Here is an 8,191-nt window from a genome sequence, read left to right as displayed (position 1 = left end):
GGTCGCGCCTTCGACAAAGGTCGAGCCTTCGAACTCATAGAGCCAGACGCCCGAGAACTGACGGGTCGAGCCGTCGATGCGGGCGGCCGAGCATGAGGACAGCGCCAGGGCGAGCGCGAGCGGGATGATCCATCTGAGGGTCATGGCGGTCAGGCCTTTGTCCGCTTCGCTACGTTCCGGGCGACGGCGGCCTGGATCAGGGTCGTGAAGGCGGGCTCGTCCAGCACGTCGGTTTCGCGGATATCGATGGGTGTTTCCTTCCAGGCTGGCGTTGAACAGGCCGGTGGGGTCGGGCAGGGCGGCGCCGTGGGCGAAGGTCAGTTTGACCACGGCCTTGTAGGTCTCGGTGCACAGGATTCCGTCGTGCGACCAGACGGGCGTGCCGCGCCATTTCCATTCCTCGACCACGGCCGGATCGGCGGCGTGGATCAGGGCGCGGACATGGGCCAGGGTCCGGCCGCGCCAGTCGGCCAGTTCGGCGATGCGGGCGTCGATCAGGGCGGAGGCGTCCGACATGGCTACATCTTCTCGCCGGGCAGGCGGGCGGCCTGGCGCAGCCAGTCGGCGAACTGGTCCTGATCCCAGGCGTCGTCTTCGTGGATGTGGAAATAGCGGACGGTCTGATGCCTGGACGCCACCGGGGGCGGGGGCGTCAGGGCGCCGCCGTTCAGGAAGGCGACCTTCACATAGCGGTCGAAGCAATGAAGGCTGAGGAACCAGCCGTCCTGATCCGGCGCGCCATAGAGGGGCGAGTTCCATTTGACCGCCTTGCGCACGCCGGGGATTTCGCGCGCGATCAGGTCGTCGACGGCGCGGCCGACGGCGCTTTTCCAGCCGGGCATAGCGGCGATGTAGGCCTGGACCGGGGCGTCGCCGTCGCCTTTTGCGATCTGGGGATTGCCGCCTGAGAGCAGGACGGGTTCGGTCTGCTGGGTCATGGGTGGGAGACTAGCGTCAGGCGGCCGACCTGGCCAACCGTATGGCGAACCGGGCGAGTCGCGTTCGTCGAGATTCCACGCCTTTCGAGCCATTGGTCGCATTGGTCTGGGGGCGCAGCGTCCCTACATGGGCGCGATGGATTCCCTGCTTCAGTCGATCGCCGATTTCATCGCCCGCAACGCAGTTTGGGCGGGGGCGCTGCTGGGGGCGGTGACCTTTATGGAGTCACTGGCGGTGATCGGCGCCTTCATCCCCGCGACCGGCCTGCTGGTGGCGGCGGGCGCCATGGTGGCGACGGGCACGCTGGATCCGATGAACGTCATCCTGGGCTGTGTCACCGGGGCGGTGCTGGGCGACGCGGTGTCGTTCTGGCTGGGGCGGCGGCTGGGGGTGAAGGCGCTACGCTGGCCGGCGCTGGTTCCGCATCGGCGCAAGCTGGCGTGGACGCGGCTGTACTGTCGCCGCTACGGCTTCGCCTCGATCTTCATCGGCCGGTTCTTCGGGCCGCTGCGGGCGTTCGTGCCGCTGATGCTGGGTGTGTTGCAGATGCGCAACCGGACGTTCCAGACGGGCAATGTGCTGTCGGCCTTTGTCTGGGTGCTGGCCATGTTGGCGCCTGGCTATCTGGCGGCCAAGGGGCTGGCGCGGCTGGAGGCGATGACCGAGGCGCACGGGCCGACCCTGTGGGTGCTGGGCGGCGCCGGGGCGGTGGTGCTGATCGTGCTGGCGATGAAGGGGCTGAAGGCGCGGGCGGCGCGCCGCGACCCGGTGCTGGCGGGCGCGACCCGGGACTGAGGCGCCGGTTCGGCGTAGATTGGTCGCAGGACTGTAACGCTACAAATGTAGCGGATGTATGGGTCGGTCTTCTCAGCCAGGAGATCGACGTGAAACGGATCGCGACAGCGTGGATGGCGGCGGCGCTGACCCTGACGGCGGGGCAGGCGCAGACCCAAACCTTGGCGCAGGTTCCCGCGCGTTCCGTCGACGCCCTGTTTTCGCAGTGGACGGCGCCCGGCGCGCCGGGGTGCGCGGTGGCGGTGACGCGGGCGGGCGAGGTGGCGTTCACCGGCGCCTATGGCCAGGCGGTGATCGAGACCGGGAGGGCGAACACACCCACGACGGCCTTCCACATCGCCTCGGTGTCGAAACAGTTCACGGCGTTCGCGATCCAGCTGCTGGCGGCCGAGGGGCGGCTGTCGCTGGACGACGACGTGCGCAAATACGTGCCCGAGCTGCATGATTTCGGCGCGCCGATCACGGTCAGCCACCTGCTGCATCACACCAGCGGCCTGCGCGACCAGTGGGAGCTGCTGGTCATGCGCGGGCGGCGGCACGAGGACACGATCAGCCAGAAGGACGTGCTGACCGCCCTGTTCGCCCAGCGCGAGCTGAACTTCACGCCCGGCGAGCGGTTCGCCTATTCCAACTCGAACTACAGCCTGCTGGCCCTGGTGGTGGAGCGGGTGTCGGGGCAGGCGTTCGCCGATTTCATGGCGGCGCGGGTGTTCCAGCCGCTGGGCATGACCGACACCTGGATCAGCGCGGATCATCATCGCATTCGCGCGGGCCAGGCCGGGCCCTATGCGCCCGCGAGGGAGGGGTTCGAGCGGCGCTATCTGCCCTATTCCAACTATGGCGCGACGGGGGTGCGGACCTCGGCGGCGGACATGGCCCGCTGGATGATCCAGATGGATCGCGGGACCGTGGGCGGGGCGGCGGTGCGGGCGGCCATGGCCGAGGCGGGCGCGCTGGATGACGGGTCGCCGACGCCCTATGCCGCGGGCCTGATCCCCGGCGTCTATCGCGGGATGCGGACGCTGGAGCATGCGGGGATCGACCCCGGCTATGCCGCCCATCTGCTGACCTTGCCGGATGCGCATCTGGGGGTCGCCGTGATGTGCAATGTCGAGACGAACGGGCTGCGCGAGACGGCGCGGCGGATCGCGGACCTGTACCTGGGTGCAGCGTCGGCGCCGGGGACGACAAGGCTGGTGGGCGAGGGACTGCCGATCGCGGCGTTTGCGGGATCGTATCGCGACCCGGACGGCCTGCCGTTCGCGATCGAGCTGCGCGACGGCAAGCTGTTCCTGCAAGGCCAAGACGAGATGGAACCGCTGGGCGGCGGGGCGTTCAGGCTGAAGGGGCCGGGCATGGACGGATCAGGGCTGGAGATGAGCGTGCGGGCGACGACCAGGGCCGGCCCGCCGGACATGGTCCTGCATGAGCCCGATTTTGACCGCATCCTGACGCGGGTTCCGACGCGATCCGCCCCGACGCTGGGAGGCGAGGCGCTGGCCGCCTATCGCGGGGCCTATTACAGCCCCGAGCTGGGGGTGGTGCTGCGGGTCGAGATGCGCGGCGAGCAGCTGTGGTTCGTGTCGCCGGGGCTGGAGGCGCCGTTGCTGCAGCCACCGGAGCTGCTGCGCGAGGCGGACGTTTTTTTCACCCCGTCGCCGATGGGCTGGCTGCGGTTTGTGCGCGACGGGGCGGGGGCGATCACCGAGGTGTCCGCGACCAACGGCCGGGTGGTGGCGCTGCGGTTCCTGAAGATCGAAGCGCCGGGTCTTTAGGGGTCAGTCGAACAGCACCACCTGGCGTACGGCGTGGCCGTCGGCCAGGGCGTCGAAGGCGGCGTTGATGTCGTCCAGTTGCAGCGTGCCGCTCATCAACCGGTCCACGGGCAGGCGGCCCTGACGGTACAGGGCGACGTATCGGGGGATGTCGCGGCTGGGGACGCAGGTTCCGATATAGCTGCCCTTCAGCGTGCGTTCCTCGCCGACCAGCGAGACGACGTTGACGGCCAGCGCCGCGTCGGGCGGGGGCAGGCCGGCGGTGATGGTGGTTCCGCCGCGGCGGGTCATCTTCCACGCCGCCTCCAGCGCGCGGACCGAGCCGGCCATTTCGAACACGAAGTCGGCGCCGCCGTTGGTCAGGGCGCGGACCTGATCGACGGCGTCGGGATCGGCGGCGTTGACAGTGTGAACCGGGCCGAGCGAGCGGGCCAGCGCCAGCTTGTCCGGATTCAGGTCGACGGCGATCACGGGCGATGCGCCCGAGGCCAGGGCGCCCAGCACGCTGGCCAGGCCGACGCCGCCCAGGCCGATGACCACGGCGCTCTGCCCCGCCCTTATCCCCGCCGTATTCACCACCGCCCCGACGCCGGTCAGGACGGCGCAGCCGAACAGGGCCGCCTCGGCGAACGACAACGCCGGGTCGATCCGGACCAGCGAGCGGCGCGAGACGATGGCGTGCTCGGCGAAGGCCGAGCAGCCGAGGTGATGGTTCAGCGTCTCTCCGCCCACATGCAGGGCGCGATGGCCACTCAGCAGTTCGCCCTTGCCGTTGGCGGCGGCGCCCGGCTCGCACAGGGCGGGACGGCCCCCGGCGCAGGGATCGCAGTGACCGCACGACGGCATGAAGACCATGACGACGTGGTCGCCGATGTTCAGGTCGGTCACGCCTTGGCCCAGCGCCTCGACCACGCCCGCCGCCTCGTGCCCCAGGGCCATGGGCAGGGGGCGCGGGCGGTCGCCGTTGATGACCGACAGGTCCGAGTGGCACAGGCCCGCCGCCTTGATCGCCACCCGCACCTCGCCGGGGCCGGGATCGTCCAAGGTGACGGTCTCGATGCTGAGCGGCCGGCTGTCGGCATAGGGGCGGGCGGCGCCCATGGAACGCAGGACGGCGGCGCGGGTGGTGGTCGGCATGGTCTGGGCTCCCGATCGGCGCCAAGCTATGGCCTTGACGTTACGGGCGCCAAGAGGGGGCGGTAAAATGAGCGACAGACCGAAGCGGGGCGTGCGCGCCGACTATGCGCGGTTCGTGCGGCTGACGACGCGGTGGGCGGATAATGACGCCTATGGCCACGTCAACAACGTCGCCTATTACGCCTTCATCGACACGGCGGTGAACCAGTTGCTGATCGAGGCGGGGCTGCTGGACGTCACCGGGTCCGAGGTGATCGGCGTGGCGGTGGAAAGCGGCTGCCGGTATCACGCCTCCGCCGCCTATCCGGACGTGATTCATGCGGGCGTGCGGGTGGCGCGCGTCGGCGGGTCCAGCATCCGCTATGAGATCGGCCTGTTCCGCAACGACGAGGACGCGGCTACGGCCGAGGGGTTCTTTATCCACGTCATGGTCGCGCGCGAGACGATGCGGCCGGTGGCGGTTCCGGACGCGCTGCGGGGGTTTGTGGAAGCGCTGACCTGACCCTTCTCCCCTTGCGGGAGAAGGGTTTTTTCTAGTCGTCCAGGCGGCCCATGGCGGCCAGGACGCCGACGGCGACCAGGGCGCCCAGGGCGAAGGCGGTGACGACCACGCCTGTTGCGACGGGCGTCGAGAGGGTGACGGGGCGGGTCTCGTACCATTCGACGATGTCGGGCTGGTCGAGGTCCTCGTCCTCGATCACAACGTCCTCGATGGCCATGCGCGCTCTCCCTGTCGGTTCGGGAAGGTAATCCGTGCGGGCGGCGCCGGTTCCGCGCGTCGTGACAGCGGCCGCGACCTGCGCTAGAGGCGCGCCTCTAGCTCATTCCTAGCCAAAGCGATCTCGATGGCCGGCCATTCGAAATTCAAGAACATCATGCACCGCAAGGGCCGCGCCGACGCGCAACGGTCCAAGCTGTTCTCCAAGCTGTCGCGCGACATCACCGTGGCCGCGAAATCGGGCATGCCCGACCCGGCGATGAACCCGCGCCTGCGCCTGGCGGTCAACAACGCCAAGGCCGAGAGCCTGCCCAAGGACGTGATCCAGCGGGCCATCAACAAGGCGGCGTCCGGCGACGTCGATACGATGGAAGAGGTCCGCTATGAGGGCCGGGGCCCCGGCGGCGTCGGCATCATCGTCGAGGCGCTGACGGACAACCGCAATCGCGCCGCCTCGAACATCGGCACTGCGTTCAAGAAGAACGGCGGCGCGCTGGGCGAGATGAACTCGGTCGCCTTCATGTGGGATCGGGTCGGCCAGATCATCTATCCCGCCGAGGCGGGCACCGAGGACGCCGTGATGGAGGCCGCCATCGAGGCCGGCGCGCAGGACGTCGAGAGCGATCTGGTCAAGCCGGACATCTATGAGGACGCGCCGGGCCACACCATCTGGACCGCCTTCGAGGACCTGAACGAGGTGGCCGAGGCCATGTCCAAGGCGCTGGGCGATCCCAAGTCGACGGCCATCGTCTGGAAGCCGCAGTCGGACGTGCCGGTCACCGGCGACGCGGTCGGCACGCTGTTCAAGCTGCTGGACGCGCTGGACGCCGAGGATGACGTACAGAACGTCTATTCCAACGAAGACGTGTCGGACGAAGACGCGGCGAAATACGCGGGCTGAGCCCTATTCGCAGGAGCCGGCGGCCCAGTCGCCGCCGGGCTCCTCGGCTATCAGGCCCGACAGGGTCGGGATGCGGCGGTCGGCATCGACGCTGACGGCCAGCATCGACCAGGCCGTGGCCGTCGGGGCTTCCCGCCGATAGACCGTCAGGGCGAAGGGCGCATGGCCGGGCAGGTCGACGCGCCAGACCGTATTCGATTCCCCCGCCCCGAAGGCGTAGCAGCCGACCGGCGTCAGCCGCGCCCCGCGCGAGCGCAGGGCCTCGACCGGATCGAGAGGTATGGGTTCGCCCATCTGGCTCCAGCCAAAGCGGACCCGGCCGGGCGGCGCGTTCAGGATCTCGACCGTCAGATCGCCCAGCGGGGCCGAGGCCACGGCGTCGTCAGATCCTTTTTGCGTCCAGCGCAGACTGGGCAAGGCGGCCCGGAGCGCGGCGGGCGTGATCGTGGGCGCGGCGCTCCGGGCGAATAACGGCAGGAACGCATCCAGCATCGGCCCCGTGGCGGCGATGCGGCCCCAGCTTTCGACGCAGCTGTCGTGCGCCCATTCGGCGGCGCGCGGATCGTCGGCCACCACCTGGCGTCGGCAGCGGGCGATGAACTGGCTCTCGCTCTCCTGCGCGGTGACGGGCGGCGCGGAGCAGGCGACGCCGACAAGCACAGAGAGGATCAGCAAGACGCGCATGCGCGGATCATTGCGCACCGCGCCAGCGGCCGCATCGCCGGAACTGTCTAGCCGCAGCCGCGCCGGAACGGTCGCGTGACGCCGACCGTTGCCGTGCGATGACCCTGTCCGAACTCCAGTCCCTGATCCTGCCGGTCGCGGCCGCCGTGCTGGCGGGCGGGTTGATCGGACTGGAGCGGGAGTGGCGCGGGCGGGCGGCGGGGTTCCGGACGCACATCCTGGTCAGTCTGGCGTCGTGCCTGTTGATGCTGGCGGCGATGACGCAGGGCGACTGGGCGTTCGAGGCGTTGCCGAACGAGAACATCGTCACCGATCCGACGCGGATGGCGCACGGGGTGCTGACGGGGATCGGCTTCCTGTGCGCGGGGGTGATTTTCCGCACCGGCTTTTCCATCCATGGTCTGACGACGGCGGCCAGTCTGTGGATCACCTCGGCCATCGGCCTGCTGTTCGGGGCGGGGCTGTATGTGCTGGGCGTGGTCGGGACGGTGACGACGGCGGCGATCCTGGTCGGTCTGCGGCTGGTCAATGAGCGACTGCCGCAGCGGACGCTGGTGGACGTCGAGGTGTGCTGGCGGCGCGAAGGCCCGTCGCCCGAGGCCGAGGTGGTGGACGCGCTAAAAGCCGTCGATGCGGCGGCCAGGCACGACCGCTTTGAACTGGTGGACGGCGGGACCTCGGTCAAACGCAGCTGGCTGGTCGAGACCGAGGGCGAAGCCCCGTTGAAAGCGCTGGCGCAGACGCTGACGACCCTGCCGGGCGTGACCGGCTTTACGCTGGATCCGAGGGCGGATTAGCAGCCTGTCGTCTGGATCAAATCTCCCCTCCCCCTCGAGGGAGGGCTTCAAGTCTGCCTAGCGGTTGGCGCAGGCGCGTTCGGTGTTGAAAACCACGGAGGGGAATTCCCCGCCCTGGAAGCCGGCGGGCACGTCGAAGGGCGCAGTCTGGCGCAGGGCGCGCAGAGCCCCGTCGGCGGCGGCGCGATAGACGCTGTCCGAGCGCGGATTGACCAGGGTCGGCCCCTCGGTGATTCGGCCGTCGCGCGACAGGGTCAGCCTGACCTGGATGCGCAGCTGATCCGCACCCGGGATGTCGCAGGGCAGGATCCAGTGCTGATAGACCTGATTGAAGAAGGTCGTGTTCTGCGGGCCAGTCGCCTGTGACGCCTGTCCGGAGCCCTGCTGGCCCGCAGAACACGACCTTCTTCAATCAGGTCTATCAGCACTGGATCCTGCCCTGCGA

The 8,191-nt window shown here is 69.3% G+C and carries 10 protein-coding genes; 5 read left to right on the top strand and 5 right to left on the bottom strand.

Annotated features, from left to right (window positions below; all coding sequences use genetic code 11):
• Nucleotides 1-516, bottom strand: a 516-nt coding sequence (locus EON91_RS13305) for a DUF1801 domain-containing protein (RefSeq protein WP_292095655.1), incomplete at its 3' end; no start/stop codon positions are given.
• Nucleotides 517-518: 2 nt separating this feature from the next.
• Nucleotides 519-938, bottom strand: coding sequence for a DUF1801 domain-containing protein (locus EON91_RS13300; protein WP_292095653.1), 420 nt, complete (start codon nucleotides 936-938; stop codon nucleotides 519-521).
• 136 nt (nucleotides 939-1,074) lie between these two features.
• Here EON91_RS13300 and EON91_RS13295 point away from each other — a divergent pair, with 136 nt between their 5' ends.
• The gene (locus EON91_RS13295) at nucleotides 1,075-1,734 is read left to right on the top strand and encodes a DedA family protein (RefSeq protein WP_292095650.1); all 660 of its coding nucleotides are present in this window, start codon (nucleotides 1,075-1,077) and stop codon (nucleotides 1,732-1,734) included.
• A gap of 89 nt (nucleotides 1,735-1,823) precedes the next feature.
• On the top strand, nucleotides 1,824-3,509 hold the full coding sequence (locus EON91_RS13290; RefSeq protein WP_292095648.1) for a serine hydrolase: 1,686 nt from the start codon (nucleotides 1,824-1,826) through the stop codon (nucleotides 3,507-3,509).
• A 3-nt stretch (nucleotides 3,510-3,512) separates the two neighbouring features.
• Here the strand turns inward: EON91_RS13290 and EON91_RS13285 are convergent, their stop codons facing one another.
• Entirely contained in the window at nucleotides 3,513-4,646 is a 1,134-nt protein-coding gene (locus EON91_RS13285; RefSeq protein ID WP_292095646.1) for a zinc-dependent alcohol dehydrogenase family protein, read from the bottom strand.
• Nucleotides 4,647-4,713: 67 nt separating this feature from the next.
• Here EON91_RS13285 and EON91_RS13280 point away from each other — a divergent pair, with 67 nt between their 5' ends.
• Complete coding sequence (locus EON91_RS13280; protein ID WP_292095644.1) at nucleotides 4,714-5,148, top strand: thioesterase family protein; 435 nt, start codon at nucleotides 4,714-4,716, stop codon at nucleotides 5,146-5,148.
• A 31-nt stretch (nucleotides 5,149-5,179) separates the two neighbouring features.
• Here the strand turns inward: EON91_RS13280 and EON91_RS13275 are convergent, their stop codons facing one another.
• Nucleotides 5,180-5,365, bottom strand: a complete 186-nt coding sequence (locus EON91_RS13275) for a hypothetical protein (RefSeq protein ID WP_292095643.1) — start codon at nucleotides 5,363-5,365, stop codon at nucleotides 5,180-5,182.
• 126 nt (nucleotides 5,366-5,491) lie between these two features.
• Here EON91_RS13275 and EON91_RS13270 point away from each other — a divergent pair, with 126 nt between their 5' ends.
• Nucleotides 5,492-6,265: a YebC/PmpR family DNA-binding transcriptional regulator gene (locus tag EON91_RS13270; protein WP_292095641.1), complete on the top strand. Its 774-nt coding sequence runs from the start codon at nucleotides 5,492-5,494 to the stop codon at nucleotides 6,263-6,265.
• 3 nt (nucleotides 6,266-6,268) lie between these two features.
• Here EON91_RS13270 and EON91_RS13265 read toward each other — a convergent pair whose 3' ends face one another.
• Nucleotides 6,269-6,949, bottom strand: coding sequence for a hypothetical protein (locus EON91_RS13265; RefSeq protein ID WP_292095638.1), 681 nt, complete (start codon nucleotides 6,947-6,949; stop codon nucleotides 6,269-6,271).
• Nucleotides 6,950-7,047: 98 nt separating this feature from the next.
• On the opposite strand from EON91_RS13265, the gene EON91_RS13260 reads away from it, so the two are divergent.
• A complete protein-coding gene (locus EON91_RS13260) occupies nucleotides 7,048-7,746 on the top strand; it encodes an MgtC/SapB family protein (RefSeq protein WP_292095635.1) in 699 nt (232 codons plus the stop codon).
• Nucleotides 7,747-8,191 lie beyond the last annotated feature (445 nt).

This window comes from Brevundimonas sp. (genome assembly GCF_004210735.1).
In the GTDB taxonomy this organism is placed as follows: domain Bacteria; phylum Pseudomonadota; class Alphaproteobacteria; order Caulobacterales; family Caulobacteraceae; genus Brevundimonas.
This window is presented reverse-complemented; position numbering and strand designations above follow the sequence as displayed.

What these genes read in the sequence shown, in the direction of transcription:
- EON91_RS13300 (WP_292095653.1), bottom strand. Translation starts at nt 938, where the DNA reads ATGACCCAGCAGACCGAACCCGTCCTGCTCTCAGGCGGCAATCCCCAG.
- EON91_RS13295 (WP_292095650.1), top strand. Translation starts at nt 1,075, where the DNA reads ATGGATTCCCTGCTTCAGTCGATCGCCGATTTCATCGCCCGCAACGCA.
- EON91_RS13285 (WP_292095646.1), bottom strand. Translation starts at nt 4,646, where the DNA reads ATGCCGACCACCACCCGCGCCGCCGTCCTGCGTTCCATGGGCGCCGCC.
- EON91_RS13280 (WP_292095644.1), top strand. Translation starts at nt 4,714, where the DNA reads ATGAGCGACAGACCGAAGCGGGGCGTGCGCGCCGACTATGCGCGGTTC.
- EON91_RS13275 (WP_292095643.1), bottom strand. Translation starts at nt 5,365, where the DNA reads ATGGCCATCGAGGACGTTGTGATCGAGGACGAGGACCTCGACCAGCCC.
- EON91_RS13270 (WP_292095641.1), top strand. Translation starts at nt 5,492, where the DNA reads ATGGCCGGCCATTCGAAATTCAAGAACATCATGCACCGCAAGGGCCGC.
- EON91_RS13265 (WP_292095638.1), bottom strand. Translation starts at nt 6,949, where the DNA reads ATGCGCGTCTTGCTGATCCTCTCTGTGCTTGTCGGCGTCGCCTGCTCC.
- EON91_RS13260 (WP_292095635.1), top strand. Translation starts at nt 7,048, where the DNA reads ATGACCCTGTCCGAACTCCAGTCCCTGATCCTGCCGGTCGCGGCCGCC.